This is a genomic window from Bradyrhizobium sp. ERR14 (assembly GCF_014198235.1).
In the GTDB taxonomy this organism is placed as follows: Bacteria; Pseudomonadota; Alphaproteobacteria; order Rhizobiales; family Xanthobacteraceae; genus Bradyrhizobium.
In genome coordinates this window covers 902,982-915,765 of record NZ_JACIHD010000001.1, presented here as the reverse complement: position 1 = coordinate 915,765, position 12,784 = coordinate 902,982, and the positions used below count along the sequence as shown (strand labels likewise).

At 64.4% G+C, this 12,784-nt stretch carries 14 protein-coding genes; 7 read left to right on the top strand and 7 right to left on the bottom strand.

Translation table 11 applies throughout. From position 1 onward, the window contains the following. Positions 1 to 32: 32 nt before the first annotated feature. The 4 genes from GGD62_RS04565 (at position 33) to queA (ending at position 2,729) form a co-directional block, all read left to right on the top strand. Positions 33 to 596, top strand: a complete 564-nt coding sequence (locus GGD62_RS04565; RefSeq protein ID WP_018317919.1) for a peptidylprolyl isomerase — start codon at positions 33 to 35, stop codon at positions 594 to 596. Positions 597 to 605: 9 nt separating this feature from the next. After that, positions 606 to 1,028 (top strand): hypothetical protein, encoded by a 423-nt coding sequence (locus tag GGD62_RS04560; RefSeq protein WP_092257920.1) that lies wholly within the window; start codon positions 606 to 608, stop codon positions 1,026 to 1,028. After that, the gene (locus GGD62_RS04555) at positions 1,025 to 1,489 is read left to right on the top strand and encodes a peptidylprolyl isomerase (protein ID WP_018317921.1); all 465 of its coding nucleotides are present in this window, start codon (positions 1,025 to 1,027) and stop codon (positions 1,487 to 1,489) included. The genes GGD62_RS04560 and GGD62_RS04555 overlap by 4 nt, the downstream gene beginning before the upstream one ends. A gap of 166 nt (positions 1,490 to 1,655) precedes the next feature. Further along, positions 1,656 to 2,729: a tRNA preQ1(34) S-adenosylmethionine ribosyltransferase-isomerase QueA gene (gene queA / locus GGD62_RS04550; RefSeq protein ID WP_183707299.1), complete on the top strand. Its 1,074-nt coding sequence runs from the start codon at positions 1,656 to 1,658 to the stop codon at positions 2,727 to 2,729. Positions 2,730 to 2,855: 126 nt separating this feature from the next. Here queA and GGD62_RS04545 read toward each other — a convergent pair whose 3' ends face one another. The 4 genes from GGD62_RS04545 to GGD62_RS04530 all read right to left on the bottom strand — a co-directional run bounded on the left by GGD62_RS04545 (position 2,856) and on the right by GGD62_RS04530 (position 7,080). Then, positions 2,856 to 3,893 carry an aspartate-semialdehyde dehydrogenase gene (locus GGD62_RS04545; RefSeq protein ID WP_183707297.1) on the bottom strand — a complete coding sequence of 346 codons (1,038 nt, stop codon included), beginning with the start codon at positions 3,891 to 3,893 and terminating at the stop codon, positions 2,856 to 2,858. A gap of 241 nt (positions 3,894 to 4,134) precedes the next feature. After that, a complete protein-coding gene (locus GGD62_RS04540; protein WP_183707611.1) occupies positions 4,135 to 4,737 on the bottom strand; it encodes a PepSY domain-containing protein in 603 nt (200 codons plus the stop codon). A gap of 251 nt (positions 4,738 to 4,988) precedes the next feature. After that, positions 4,989 to 5,735 carry a TetR/AcrR family transcriptional regulator gene (locus GGD62_RS04535; RefSeq protein ID WP_179736627.1) on the bottom strand — a complete coding sequence of 249 codons (747 nt, stop codon included), beginning with the start codon at positions 5,733 to 5,735 and terminating at the stop codon, positions 4,989 to 4,991. A 136-nt stretch (positions 5,736 to 5,871) separates the two neighbouring features. Beyond that, positions 5,872 to 7,080, bottom strand: a complete 1,209-nt coding sequence (locus GGD62_RS04530) for a patatin-like phospholipase family protein (RefSeq protein ID WP_183707295.1) — start codon at positions 7,078 to 7,080, stop codon at positions 5,872 to 5,874. Positions 7,081 to 7,270: 190 nt separating this feature from the next. On the opposite strand from GGD62_RS04530, the gene tgt reads away from it, so the two are divergent. After that, the gene (gene tgt / locus GGD62_RS04525; protein ID WP_183707293.1) at positions 7,271 to 8,416 is read left to right on the top strand and encodes a tRNA guanosine(34) transglycosylase Tgt; all 1,146 of its coding nucleotides are present in this window, start codon (positions 7,271 to 7,273) and stop codon (positions 8,414 to 8,416) included. A 15-nt stretch (positions 8,417 to 8,431) separates the two neighbouring features. Here tgt and GGD62_RS04520 read toward each other — a convergent pair whose 3' ends face one another. After that, positions 8,432 to 8,650 (bottom strand): hypothetical protein, encoded by a 219-nt coding sequence (locus GGD62_RS04520; protein WP_018317928.1) that lies wholly within the window; start codon positions 8,648 to 8,650, stop codon positions 8,432 to 8,434. Between the two features lie 221 nt (positions 8,651 to 8,871). On the opposite strand from GGD62_RS04520, the gene cysK reads away from it, so the two are divergent. Then, positions 8,872 to 9,849, top strand: a complete 978-nt coding sequence (gene cysK, locus GGD62_RS04515; protein WP_018317929.1) for a cysteine synthase A — start codon at positions 8,872 to 8,874, stop codon at positions 9,847 to 9,849. 3 nt (positions 9,850 to 9,852) lie between these two features. Then, positions 9,853 to 10,095, top strand: a complete 243-nt coding sequence (locus GGD62_RS04510) for a BrnA antitoxin family protein (RefSeq protein WP_018317930.1) — start codon at positions 9,853 to 9,855, stop codon at positions 10,093 to 10,095. A 94-nt stretch (positions 10,096 to 10,189) separates the two neighbouring features. Here the strand turns inward: GGD62_RS04510 and GGD62_RS04505 are convergent, their stop codons facing one another. Together GGD62_RS04505 and GGD62_RS04500 are read right to left on the bottom strand one after the other, a co-directional pair. Beyond that, positions 10,190 to 11,623 (bottom strand): caspase family protein, encoded by a 1,434-nt coding sequence (locus GGD62_RS04505; protein ID WP_018317931.1) that lies wholly within the window; start codon positions 11,621 to 11,623, stop codon positions 10,190 to 10,192. A gap of 201 nt (positions 11,624 to 11,824) precedes the next feature. Then, positions 11,825 to 12,700, bottom strand: a complete 876-nt coding sequence (locus GGD62_RS04500) for a DMT family transporter (protein ID WP_179736636.1) — start codon at positions 12,698 to 12,700, stop codon at positions 11,825 to 11,827. Positions 12,701 to 12,784: the final 84 nt, after the last annotated feature.

Here is a 12,784-nt window from a genome sequence, read left to right as displayed (position 1 = left end):
GGCGCTTCCTTTCTCTCTGATCCGGAGTTGTCATGATCCGAATTCTCGCAGTTCTTGCCGCGCTTCTGTTCGCGGTGCCGGCGGTGGCGCAGCAATTGCCGGCCAATCTCGACAAGGCCAACGCCATCGTCATCGACACCACCAAGGGCCGCATCGTCATCAAGCTGCGCACCGATATCGCGCCCCAGCATGCCGAGCGTATCAAGCAGCTCGCGCGCGAGGGCTATTACAACAACGTGCCGTTCCATCGCGTCATGGACGGCTTCATGGCGCAGACCGGCGACGGGCAGAACTTCAACGGCACCGGCGGATCGAAATATCCGAACCTGAAGCAGGAATTCTCCAAGGTGCATTTCGCCCGCGGCATCGTCGGCATGGCCCGGCGCGGCGACAGCGTCGACAGTGCCAACTCGCAGTTCTTCATCATGTTCGCCGACGGCGGCAGCCTCGATAACCAGTACACCGTAATCGGCGAGGTCGTGCAGGGCATGGAGGTCGTCGACAAGCTGAAGAAGGCTCCTCCCGGCTCCCCCGGCGGCGCCGTGACCGATCCCGACAAGATGGTGAAGGTGCAGGTCGCCTCCGACATCAAATAGGAGAAGGCGATGGCACGTTGTGGCGACAGGCTCCTGCTCGTTGCTGCGGTGCTGTTGCTCGGCGTGTCCAGTGCGGCCGCCGAGGATAGGCAGGTCAATACCATCCAGGATATCTTCCGGCACCTGCGCACCTGCTGGAAACCGCCGCCTGCCGCCAAGGCTCGCCCACTCGACATCACCGTCGTCGTGAGCTTTAACCGGTCCGGCGACATTCTGGGCCATCCGAGGATCTCCTATGAATCCGCGGAGGCCTCCGACAATGACCGGCTGCAATACCGGATCGCGGTGATGGAGGCGTTGCAACGCTGCACGCCGATGCCATTTACCGAGGCAATGGCCGGTGCCGCCGCGGGACGTCCATTCGCGATCCAGTTCCGCAGCCGCAAAACGCCTGACAAGACTTCACCCCCAACGCAAGAGAGACGAGCATGAGCGCCACCGAAAACACCCTGATCCTCGAGACCACCCAGGGCCCGGTCACCATCGAGATGCGGCCCGACCTCGCGCCCGGCCATGTCGCGCGCATCAAGGAGCTGGTCCGGGAGGGCTTCTACGACGGAATCGTGTTCCACCGCGTGATCGACGGCTTCATGGCGCAGACCGGCTGCCCGCAGGGCACCGGCACCGGCGGCTCGGGCAAGAAGCTGAAGGCCGAGTTCAACAAGGAGCCGCATGTGCGCGGCACCACCTCGATGGCGCGCGCCGCCAACCCGGATTCCGGCGACAGCCAGTTCTTCATCTGCTTCGACGACGCCCGCTTCCTCGACAACCAGTACACCGTGTGGGGCAAGGTCACCGAGGGCATGGAGAACGTCGACAAGATCAAGCGCGGCGAGCCGGTGCAGAATCCCGACAAGATCGTCAAGGCGCGGATGGCGGCTGACGCTGAGTAAGCAATTCCCCTCATGGTGAGGAGGCGCGAAGCGCCGTCTACGGACGATGCTTTGCATCGCCGAGCGAATCATGAAGGCCGAGCTGATGCAGCCGGGCCTTCATCCTTCGAGACGCGCGTTCCGCGCTCCTCAGGATGAGGAGTGACTGCACGGCGCTGAGCCCGACATGCGCACCGACCTGTTCGATTTCGACCTGCCCGCCGAGCGCATCGCGTTGCGTCCGGCGAGCCCGCGCGACTCCGCGAAGATGCTGGTCGTGGAGAACGGCGCACTGCGCGACCAGACCATCGCCGATCTCGCACAATGGCTGAAGCCGGGCGACCAGCTCGTCGTCAACGACACCAAGGTGATCGCGGCGCAATTGAAGGGCCGCCGCATCGGCCGCGAGACCGAGCCGAGGATCGAGGCGACGCTGATCAAGCGGCTCGACGGCTCGCGCTGGCAGGCGCTGGTGAAGCCGGCGAAGAAGCTCACAGCCGGCGACCGCATCCGGTTCGGCAATGAAGGCAAGGTCTGCCTGCTCGGCCATCTCGATGCCGAGGTCGAGGCCAAGGGCCTCGAGGGCGAGGTCACGTTGTCGTTCTCGTTCCACGGCCCGGCGCTGGATCAGGCCATCGCCGATCTCGGCAGTCCGCCGCTGCCGCCCTACATCGCCTCCAAGCGCACGCCCGACGATCAGGATCTCGCCGACTACCAGACCATGTTCGCCGTGAACGAAGGCGCGGTCGCAGCGCCCACCGCGGGCCTGCACTTCACCCCGGCGCTGGAGCAGGCGCTGCGCGCGCGCGGCGTCGGCATCAACCAGGTCACGCTGCATGTCGGGGCAGGGACGTTTTTGCCGGTGAAGGTGGACGACACCGAAGGCCACAAGATGCATGCGGAGTGGGGCACGATCTCCGCCGAGACGGCGGAGCAGCTCAACGCGGCACGAAAGAACGGCGGCCGTATCATAGCCGTCGGCACCACGTCATTGCGCTTGCTCGAGAGCGCCGCGAGCGAAGACGGCACCATCCAGCCGTTCGCTGCCGAGACCTCGATCTTCATCACCCCCGGCTATCGCTTTCGCGCGGTCGATATCCTGATGACCAATTTCCATTTGCCGAAATCGACGCTGTTCATGCTGGTGTCGGCGTTTTCGGGGCTGGAGACGATGAAGCAGGCCTACGCGCATGCGATTGCGAGCGGGTATCGGTTCTATTCGTATGGCGATGCGTGCTTGCTCTTCAGGTCGCGCGGCTAAAGCGCTGGCGCTGTAGGGTGGGCAAAGCGAAGCGTGCCCACGTCTTTCTTGAATGCGGAGAAGAACGGTGGGCACGGCGCTTGCGCGCCTTTGCCCACCCTACGATACCAGTTGCTAGGACATCGACTACGCCATCACCCGCTGCGGCAACAGCTCCGCGATCTGAACCGCATTCAGCGCAGCACCCTTGAGAAGCTGATCCGCCGCCACGAACATCGAGATCGAATGCCCGGAGGGATCGCTGAGGTCCTTGCGGATGCGGCCGACCAGGACGTCGTCCTGGCCCGAGGCGTCGATCGGCATCGGGAAGTAGTTCTTGACGCGGTCGTCGACGACCTTCACGCCGGGCGCCCGGGCCATGATGGCGCGGACCTGGTCCTCGGTGATCTCCTTCTCGCATTCGAAGGTGATGGCCTCGCAATGCGCGCGCAGCACCGGCACGCGCACGCAGGTGACGCCGATCGCGATCCTCTCGTCCTCGAAGATTTTGCGGGTCTCCTTGATGACCTTGGTCTCTTCGTCGTTGTAGCCAGTGTCAGGGTCGACGGCAGTGTTGTGGTTGAAAAGGTTGAAGGCGTAGGGGTGCGGCATCACCTCCGGCGTATAGACCTGCCCGTTGAGATTGGCGCGGGTGGATTCGACCAGCTCCTCCATCGCGGCCGCGCCGGCGCCGGAAGCGGCCTGGTAGGTCGAGATGATGACGCGCTTGATGCGGTTCGTCTGATGGATCGGCCACAGCGGCACCAGTGCGGTGATCGCGGCGCAGTTCGGGTTCGCGATAATGCCCTTGTGGTCGCGGATGCGGTTCGCGTTGATCTCGGGGATCACGAGCGGCACGTTCGGATCCATGCGGAAGGCGGAGGAGTTGTCGACCACGACCGCGCCGGACTTCACCGCGATCGGCGCAAACTTCTTGGAGATGCTGCCGCCAGCGGAGAACAGGGCGATATCTACCCCTTCGAAGGAGCGCTCATTGAGCTCTTCGATCACGACCGGCTGGCCGCGGAACGACACCGTCTTGCCGGCCGAGCGGGCACTGGCCAGCGCCTTGAGCTTGCCGACGCGAAACCCGCGCTTGTCCATGGTGTCGATGAATTCGGCGCCCACCGCACCGGTGACGCCGACAATCGCGACGACGGGATCGTTACTCACTTTGTCCTCCATTGCATTTCGGTTGAGCTGAGATTTAGGCAACAAAAAAGCCCCGGACCAACGAGGGCGGGGCTTGCCGTAGAGCTGATGCGTTTTAGTCGACGACTACGCGCGCACGCCTCCCCGGGCCCCTGAGGCCGTGGTGGTTTTGGTCGTGCGTTTGGTGGTCGTGAACATGACGGCGACTTATGCGGGAGAGTCTTGCGGTCGTCAATGGCTTTTCACCCCGGTCGATGCCGGGGCCGAACTCCCGTTATTTCGCCCGGGCGCCCGGCGGCTCGAGGGTGACCTCCTTGAGGTCGTCGCCGCTGACGACGACGATCGAAAAGTTGAGCCGGCCGCGTTCGCGCACCAGCCCGCCGCTGATCGCCTTGCCCGAGGCGGCGCGTTCGGCGACGCGCACGGCATCGGCGAGGCGGTGCCTGATCGCACCGAGCGCTGCGAGGTTGTCGCGGTCCTCGTGGTCGAGCTCAGTGAGGGGGAGGGCGGCTTCGCCGCCGACGAGCTCGCCGGTCGATGCATTGATGGTGTGGCGCCAGATCCGGTCGTTGTGCAGGGTCTTCACCCGATACACCGGCACCCGGGCGGCCCCGTCGAAACTCACATCCGCCGTGGTGGCGCCGGCGTGCCGGGCTTCGGCGATCGACATGGCCTGGCTGATCGAGATCGACGAGCTGCGGAAGCGCTCGATCTCGCGGCTGACGGCTTGGTGGTCGGCCTCGGCATCACCATCTGTGTCGCTGTGAAGGGCGGTCGGCGTACCCGCGGTCACGATCGCTCGCGCAGGCGCGGCGAGGAGCAGCGCGGAGAGGGCGATCGCAAGCAATCGCGAGATATGTCGTTCAGTTGTCTTCATGCTCGAAACCTCTGGGCGGCGAGCGGGCCTGATCATCCGAAAGAAGACGCGGCCGACCTTGGGCATCGGTCGGCCGCGGAGCGTCGTGACGGGCTGTACCCGCCGCGGCGATCGAAGCGATACGGACCTCTTTGGGGCTGGTGAAAAAGCGGTCCATATCGCCTTATAACTAAACCATACCGTATCGTTTTATTTTGGTCAATGCCGCCGGCCGTACCCCCGTGGGGATAGATCGCGCGCTCACGGAATTGTCAGCGGGAGGGGCGGCGGCGCTGCGTGCTGCCCTTGGTGTCCTGGGCGCGGTCGGCAGGCCCCAGCGCGCCGGCCAGGAACAGCTTGATGGCCGCGCGCATGCGCTTTTCGGCGGCCTTCATCTCGAGGGCCGTTCCGAAGGTCGCCATGCGGTGGGTGTGACCGACGACGACGTCAAGGAACACTTCTGCCGCGATGTTGGTATCCTCGACGTCGAGCGCGCCTTGCGCCACCAGACGGTCGAAGAAGCGCGCCGTGGTGGCGACGGCTTTCATCCAGCCTTCCTCCTTGCCGAGCTTGGCAACGTCGGGGAAGTTGATGGCCTGCGACGTCATCATGCGGCTGAAGGCGACGGCGTCGGGTCCGCAGGTGAATGTCAGCATCTCGCGCCCGATCTCGACCAGCCGCTGCTCGACCGAGATGTCGGAGGCGCTGGAGAGTTGCGTCTCGGCGGCGGCCGACAATGGCGCAAGCCAGCGCGCAATCTCGCGCCTCAGCACGGCGGCAAACAGGCCGCGCTTGTCGCCGTAGCGGGAATAGACGGTGGGCTTGCTGACCCGGGCCGCTTCCGCGACCGCGTCGAGCGAGGTGGCGTCGAAGCCGCGGTCCAGGAACAGGCGGGTGGCGACCTCGATCAGCCGCTGGTCGCGCTCGATGGCGGCGGTCTTCGTCGGCCGGCCGCCGCGGGATTTCGGCACCTCGCGCCGCGGCGCTGCTGGTCTCGTCCTGGTCGCAGTCAATCCCATGCCCAATGATTCCTGCGCGTTTCTGACAGTCGTCATTCGCTCTATATCGCGCAGGAGGGGAGGCGTCATCGCGAATCTGGCCGAATTGGCCGTATCGTCAACGGTTTCGGCAGGGCCTCGTTCCGTCTCGGGAAGCTCACGGTACCGTCGAGCTCCAGGCCTGACCGGCAGCGGCCTTGTCATATCCGTATTGATAGAGCGCCCGCATATAGGCGGTGTCGAACCCTTCCGAAGGGGGCGCCGGATACTCGCGCGCGATGTAGGAGAGGTGGAAGCCGAGACGGTTGCGCTTGGCGAAATCATAGGTCGAGAAGATGATCGAGCGCGTCTGCGACTGGGTGATCGCCGACAGGCTGCGCGAGGCGACATCGATGGTGCCGTTGGAGACCAGCTCGAAATTGCGTTCGATCTTCTTGTTGACGAGGATGTAGATGTCCATCTTCGCGTTGCCGGGCAGGCGGTTGCCCTGGAAAAGCAGGGCTTCCGGCAGCGTCAGCACCGGCGCGGTCACGCCGCCGTCGACATGCATCTCCTGAAACTTGCGGCCCTGGCCCTCGGCGTCGATCATGATTGGGGGAAACACAAGGGGGATGCTGGCGGAGGCCGCCATCACGTCGCGAAACAGTTTGAGCGCCTCGGGCGTGCCGACCGCGGCGATCTTGCCCATGTCCCAGATCGCGGTGCGCTGGGTGTCGAGATCGGTCGTCACCACCAGGAGCTTTCGGCCGTTGGCATTCTCGCGCGCGACTTGCGCCATGACCTCCGGCCCGACATAGCGGGCGACGAGCTCGCGCAGCCTCGTGTTGCCGAACAGGCCGGATCCGAACAGCACGCGCATGATGCTGGGATCGTTCAACAGGGTCTCGGCGATGCCGCTGGTATAGACCTCCTTCAGCGTATCGTCGTATTGCGAGCCCAGAAACGCGAAGGGCGCGATCAGGCCGCCGGTGCTCACGCCCGAGACGACGGAGAAGGTGGGGCGGGTTCTGGCCGCGGTCCAGCCGTTGAGCACGCCGACGCCGTAGGCGCCATCGGCGCCGCCGCCGGAGAGCGCCAGATAGGACTTCGTCGCGGTGCTGGTGTCCTTCTCGAAGCTGAATTTCGTGATGGGCTCGTCGGCGTAGCGCCTGAGGCCATCGATCTCGAGCACGCGCGATGTGCTGGCTTCTGCGGCCGTATAAGGTGTGCGGGGCATCGAGGTGCAGGCGCCGAGCACCAGGCTGCACACCAGGACCAGAAATCCGGCCAGGCGGCCGCCTGTCTGCCTGATCCAGTCATGCGAGCGGCCGGCGACGTCAGTCGAGCAGGAAGCGAAGGGCATTGTCGGTGGCTGGCGATCACGCATTTACCGCCGCCGGCAAATTCGCCGCGGCATCTCGTCAGCCCCCAAGATAAAACTACACTGTATCGTTTTGTTTAACAAGGGCGGCGGTACGACTTTTCGCGTCGATTATGTCCCAGTCCGAGGCACTGACCGGCCACTGTGTGGGTTGGGCGGGTTGATCGGCTTCCTCCGACACGCAATAAGCACGGCCATGAATCCGGACCATGATCTTCCCAATCACTTTGAATTGCTCGGCACTGATGGCGCCGCGCGGACCGGGCGCCTGACCACGCCTCATGGCGTGGTGCGCACGCCCGCCTTCATGCCGGTCGGCACCGCCGGCGCCATGAAGGGCATGCACTGGCGCGAGGTGCGCGATGCCGGCGCCGACATCGTGCTCGGCAACACCTATCACCTGATGCTGCGTCCAAGCGCCGAGCGGATCGCAGCCCTTGGCGGTTTGCAGAAGTTCACCGGCTGGAACGGGCCGATGCTGACGGATTCCGGCGGCTTCCAGGTGATGTCGCTGTCGGACCTGCGGAAGGTCACCGAGAACGCCGTCACCTTCCGCTCGCATATCGACGGTGCCAAGGTCGAGCTGTCGCCGGAGCGCTCGATCGAGGTGCAGCGCTTGCTCGGCTCCGATATCGCCATGCAGATGGACGAGTGCGTGCGGCTGCCGGCCGAGCGCGCCGACATCGAGCGTGCGATGCAATTGTCGCTGCGCTGGGCCGAGCGAAGCAAGCGCGCCTTCGAGAGCGCGCCCGACGGCTACATGCTGTTCGGCATCGTGCAGGGCGGCGACATCCCGCAGCTTCGCCACGAGAGCGCGCAAGGTCTCGTGGCAATCGGCTTCCACGGCTATGCAATCGGCGGCCTTGCCGTCGGCGAGCCGCAGGCGGTGATGCTGGCGATGATCGACGAGACCGCACCATTGCTGCCGAAAGAGCGCCCGCGCTATCTGATGGGCGTCGGCACGCCCGACGACGTCCTCGAAGCCGTCAAGCGCGGCATCGACATGTTCGATTGCGTGATGCCGACGCGCAATGGCCGTCACGGCGTCGCCTTCACCCGCTTCGGCCAGGTGAATTTGCGCAATGCCCGCCACGCCGACGATCCGCGTCCGCTGGATGAGGAGAGCTCATGGCCGTCGGCGCGCAACTGCGCGCGCGCCTATCTGCATCATCTCGTCAAGGCGGGCGAGACGCTGGGGGCGATGCTGCTGTCTGAAATCAATATCGCTTACTACCAGTTCCTGATGCAGGGCATCCGGGACGCGATCGCACATGGAAAATTCGATGAGTTCTATCAGCGTACGCGCGCGGACTGGGCGAGGGGCGATATCGCCCCGCGCTAGATCAACGGTCCAAGCTCAGTTGCACACGATCCGCTGCTTGACGGCGTGCTTGGTGACAAAGCCATAGCCGCAATTGTCGCAGGTCCAGAGATAGCTGATGAAATGGTCCGACACATACGCAGATGCTTCGGCGGCGACCATGGAGTCGGCGCACACGGGACAGGTCGGCAACTCGCTGCAACGCGGATCACGCCTTAGCGCTACGGTCGGCATCACTTCAGCAACTGCTGACATCGTGTGACCTCCCTGCTTTGAGACCTAAGTCTAACATAAGCAGAATCAGTTGACGAGGTCGCAACACAAATGCGTTGGTTTTCTGCTAATTGAAGCTCACGCGATTTTGCGATGCAGCGTATTTAACATGTGCCGCATTCTCGCTTGCGTGTCGTCGCAGGCTATCCGTAACTGCGCGTGAGCTGCGTAAGAAGCGCAAGTGTCGTCACAGGGAGTTCATCATGGACGCATCGTCCACCACGGGTGCAGCGCACCAACCCGGCCGCGGCCGGATCTATGACTCGATCGTCGACGCCTTCGGCAACACGCCGACCGTGCGCTTGCGCCGGCTGCCCGGCATGCACGATGTGAATGCCACGATTTTGGCAAAACTTGAATATTTCAATCCGGCCGCGAGCGTGAAGGACCGCATCGGCGCGGCCATGATCATCGCGATGGAGAAGGCGGGAATCGTCAAGCCCGACACCGTGCTGATCGAGCCGACCTCCGGCAATACCGGCATTGCGCTCGCCTTCGTGGCGGCTTCGCGCGGCTACCGCCTCAAGCTGGTGATGCCGGAATCGATGTCGATCGAGCGGCGCAAGATGCTGGCTTTTCTCGGTGCCGAGCTGGTGCTGACGCCGGCGGCGCAGGGCATGAAAGGCGCGATCGCCGCCGCCGAGGAGCTGTTGAAGACGACGCCGAACTCGGTGATGCCGCAGCAGTTCAAGAACCTCGCCAATCCCGAGGTGCACCGCCGCACCACCGCAGAGGAGATCTGGAACGACACCGGCGGCAATATCGATTTCTTCGTGGCCGGGGTTGGCACCGGCGGCACGATCACCGGCGTCGGCCAGGTGCTCAAGCCGCGCAAGGCCTCACTTCGCGTGGTCGCGGTCGAGCCGGAGGAAAGTCCGGTGCTGTCAGGCGGACAGCATACGCCGCACAAGATCCAGGGCATCGGCGCCGGCTTCGTTCCCGACATCCTCGACCGCGCCGTGATCGACGAGATCGTGAAGATCAACTCGACGACGGCGATCGAGACCTCGCGCGCGCTGGCGCGGCATGAGGGCATTCCAGGCGGCATCTCCTCGGGCGCGGCGATCGCTGCGGCGATCCAGATCGGCAAGCGGCCGGAAGCGGCGGGAAAGACCATCCTGGCGATCGTGCCGTCCTTCTCGGAGCGGTATCTTTCGACAGCGCTGTTTGAGGGAATCTAGGACATGGCGGATCAACCCCCGAGGCGGCCGCGCACGCTCGGAGATGCCAGGACCGAGGCCGAGGCGGCATTCAAGAAGGTGACAGCCAAGGTCGCCGCGGCGCCGCCGAAGCCGAACGTGGCGCCGGGGATCAGGGAGCAGGTGACGCTGCGCATCGATCAGGACGTGCTGGAGTTTTTCCAGGAGGGCGGACCGGGTTGGCAGGACCGCATCAACGATGCGTTGCGCAAGGCCGCGGGGAAGTAGCCAACCTCGCAATGGCGGGCATGCTGCGACACCGTCGCACCAAAGAAAAAGCCCGGTGCGAGCCGGGCTTTTGTGTTTTCAAGCTTACCGCATCTCAGCGGCGGAACATGCCGCCCATCATGCCACCGACGACGCCGCCCACGAACGCCGCGCCGGCGGCATCGCCGGGATTGCTGCGCTGGGGAGCCGGTGCCGGTGCCGGTGCGCTGCTGCCCGCGGGCGCGGCGGCACGGCGGGCCGCCTTCTGGCTGTTGTCGCTCGCGGTCGGCGGGGCGGCCTGGACCTCCGAGATCAGGGCCTTGTGCTGGTGCTTGTTGAGGTAACCCGATGAGGGATAGCCGCGCGCGGCCTGCCAGCGCTTGAGCACGGTCCGGGTCTCATCACTGAACACGCCGGTCTGCTTGGTGTCGAAGCCGAGCCCGGTGAGGCGACGCTGCACGTCGCGGCGCTGGGTCTTGTCGAGGCCGATCTGATCCTCGGTGAGCTGGGTGGCCTCGTCGGTAAAGGTCGCCGGATCGACGCCGGCGTTGAGGGTGCGCGTCGCGGTCGACGGGCCGCTCTTGATGGCCGCGAGGCGTGCCAGCGCCAGCGCCTTGAACTGACCGTTCGGATAGGCGGAGAGATAGGCGTTGAGCTCTTCCGGCTTGTTGGACTCTTTCACCGAGCGCCAATATTCGAGCTCGACGCCGTCCGAGCTACCGCTTGCCGCCGGCACGATGCCAGACGCGGTCGGCGCCGCGTTGGCGACCTGGGTTGTCGGAGCCTGGTTGAGATAGACCGAGCCGGTCAAGTTGGTGTGGCCCCAGGGCAGCTGACCCTTGCGGGTCTCTTCATTGACCTGGGCGCGCACCGACGTCATCGCCTGCTGGATCTCGATGCCGGGCTTGGTGATGTTGTCGATCAGCGCACGGGTGAAAGGGCTGTTGTTGCCCTCCTGACCGTCAAGCGCGGTCTGGCCAGGGCCGGTGGCGAACGCGATGAGAGTGCCTTCGCCGGATTTCATCTCGGCAAGACCGCTCTGCACGTTGACGCTGCGCGTCGCGGAGTTCGACTTGATCTTGGCGGCGAACGGATTGTCGCGGCAGGCATCCAGGAAGACAAGCTTGACCTTGGCATCGCCCATGGTCTGCTCGAGCGTCAGATCGATGTTGATGGCGGCGCCCAGCTTGACGTCCATCTCCGACTTGATGTCGGCGTCGACCGGCAGCAGGTAATTGGTGCCGCTGACGGCGATGCCGTGGCCGGCATAATAGAACAGCGCGATGTCGGAGCCCTGCGCCTTGCGGCCGAAGTCGAGCAGCTTCTCCGTCATCTGGTCGCGGCTGAGATTGGAGCCTTCGATCACCTCGAAGCCGACATTGCGCAGCGTCGCCGCCATCGCCTTGGCATCGATCGGCGGGTTCGGCAATTGTGCGACGTTCTTGTAGGAGCCGTTGCCGACGACGAAGGCGACACGACGGTCGGCCTTCGCGGCGCTGACCGACAGTGCCACGCACATGAGCGAAGCGAGGAGGGTGAGATAGCGCATTCTGAAATCCCCAGAATCGAATTGCAGGCAGCAACGAATTGGCAACAAACCTACACGAAGTGCCCGACTTCGCGCCACCGAAACGGCGGTCCGTTGCGTGCAACCCGCTGCTGTGTGGCCGAATGTGCACGATGGGAATGATTCCCAACGTGATCCAAATCACACGGCCACTTTGTTTTGTCGCGCGAGGCAGCGCGAGGTTCACGGCGCGCGGGCGGGAACCGCTGAGGCCGGCTTCAAATTCAGCAGATTGCCACACAGGATCAGCACAGCGCCGAGCACGGTCCAGGCGTCGAGCCGCTCGGAATACAGCAGCCAGCCGGCCGTCGCAGTCAGTGGAACCCGGAGGAAGTCCATGGGAACCACGATCGTCGCGTCGGCATGTCGGAGCGCGCTGGCCAGGCAATAGTGCGAGAAAGTGCCGCAGACGCCGATGACGAACAGCCATCCCCAAAGATAGGCTGACGGCCAGGTCCAGACGGCGAATGTCGGCAGCAGGCCCACGACCATCTGCACGATGATCATCCAGAACAGGATCGACAAGGCGCTCTCGGTCCGAGTCAGCGACTTCGCCAGGATCATCGAGACGCTGAAGCCGATTGCAGCCCCGAGCGCGATCAGTTGGCCCGGATTGATCTCGCTGGTGGCGGGTCGCACGATCATGACGACGCCGACGATGCCGAGCACGACGGCGGCGATCTTCCAAATCGTCATGCGTTCAGACAGGAACGTTGCGGCCAGCACCGCAGTCCAGATCGGCATGGTGAACTCGATCGCCACCACCTGCCCGATTCCGATCAGCGTCAGTGCGTAGAACCAGCCGAGCTGCGCGAAATAATGGACCCCATTGCGTGCAAGGTGCTGCGGCAGGCGTTTGGTCGCGACCGCCTTGAAGCCGCCGGCGCGGTAGATGAGCGGCAGGAGCAGCGTGAGACCGATCACCGAACGCACTTCCATGATCTGGAAGACGTTGAGCTCCCGCGTGGTCTCGCGCCCGGCAACCGCCATGACCAGCATCAGCGACAGCCAGCCGGCCATCCACAATGCAGCCATCGTTTTGGACGGTGTCGCGCTCATTGAGGCAGGGTGCTGGTGGATGGAATGTGAAAGGACGGCCGGTATCGACGACATCGCCGCCGTTTGCAACGGCCAAATCTGCGG